The following is a 1,559-nucleotide window of genomic DNA, read 5'->3' as shown; positions in this document are numbered from 1 at the left end:
TTTGCAATTTGTGTACGAGAGAGGCCGTCTTTAAAGTGTGCGAGCGCAAGTAAACGCATCTTCATCTGAATGGTTTTTTGCTGGCTCGCAAGCTTTTTGAAGTCAGTGTTATTAAGGCTATCCATGGCTAAATTTCACAATAATTCATCAATCTTAATTAGATCACATTTTTACTTTAATTGGTATAACGAATCAAGTAAGCGCTGAAAAGCTCTGTAAGACACTTCAATCCAAATTGATACACAGATTACTCTTTATCAAAACTATCCACTACAATAGCGCCCATAGAGGCTGGCATTGAAATAACAATCACTCTTTTGATCGATACGACGGGATCACTCAATAGAGGTAATTTGTCCAGGCAAGTCAGTACCAAAGCAACGACCAATGCCGTCATAACATAAGCAATCACTATTCTGAAAATAAACACCGGCAACCGAGCAACAACATCTTTTTGAAAGACACTCTCATACGTATAGAAGCCTAAGAACACCGCAGACAGTAAAAATAGCAGCAATAGATTAGCGGTAGGTAAAGTCTCCCCTAACTTCCAAGCCTCTTCAGAAAAAGAAATCGGCACGGCCAAGGCAAAAGATCCCACAAAGATCTGGCTCGCATCTTCAAAGTTAAAACTCAATTTCATAATTCGACCCATTAGGTTTAAGGCTTTATCTAATTCTGAAAAGAATCACAAAACTATCCGCCAATGATTTGGGGGATTTTTATTTCTACTAAGCAAACAGTAGTGACCTTCTAGCTTCATCTTAGTCGCAATAACCAAAACATAGCTTGAACTAACCAGCAAGAAATCAATATGCTCAGAGCAAAACGGTCAACACGACTGATTAATATCGAGTCAACAAACACATCAAAATCGAAGACAGAGTGGTAACCCCTAATATACCAGCACCTAGAACCAAAGAATCTAAATCCGCAGGGTGATAAACGTCACTTCACGAATACGAGGGATGCTCTATTTCTTAGCTTATATACCCCTCAGGCACCACTTGGGAACACACTTAGCGACTCTCACCTTTAAGCTGAATCTAGCCTACTTTCACCCTTTGAAGTACTTAGAACGAGTCGCTCAATACCATCGAGAGTGGTTTTAAGCTCAATGCATAACAAGAGACATTAAGTCGACTCATTATGAGCTCTAGCGTTCTTAAGAGAAGCCTCCATGATAGAGCCCTAATTACACGTATCCTATAGATTCACAGATAGAGCAGAAGTCAGATTTCGTAGCCGAAAGGCTGTTAACTAATACTGAGAGCCGCTCACTTAATAAAGGAAACATCTACAGCGCGTATGGCTCGAGTATCTGAATGCTAAACTTAAAGCTATATACGTTTGAGATCATGCTCGAGTCACCTCACAGCTGGAATCAGAAATGATGTAGTCCTAATCATGAGTTGGTTTTGGGAAAAACCTGAGCTAAGAGCTGTGGGCTGCGGGAAAATCTTTTGTGTAAGTTATTCGACTGACGTGCGAAACACTATGATTTATACCAATTAAAGTAAAAATGTGATCTAATTAAGATTGATGAATTATTGTGAAAT

General features: G+C 39.4%; 1 protein-coding gene. It reads right to left on the bottom strand.

The window, feature by feature from the left end:
• Positions 1–247: 247 nt before the first annotated feature.
• Positions 248–643, bottom strand: a complete 396-nt coding sequence (locus AB4558_RS19920) for a DUF2391 family protein (protein WP_017060180.1) — start codon at positions 641–643, stop codon at positions 248–250.
• Between the last annotated feature and the right edge of the window lie 916 nt (positions 644–1,559).

Source organism: Vibrio sp. 10N.222.51.C5, from assembly GCF_041474575.1.
Taxonomy (GTDB): Bacteria; Pseudomonadota; Gammaproteobacteria; order Enterobacterales; family Vibrionaceae; genus Vibrio; species Vibrio crassostreae_C.
This window is presented reverse-complemented; position numbering and strand designations above follow the sequence as displayed.

Coding starts and splice junctions, on each gene's coding strand:
- AB4558_RS19920 (WP_017060180.1), bottom strand. CDS start 643: ATGAAATTGAGTTTTAACTTTGAAGATGCGAGCCAGATCTTTGTGGGA.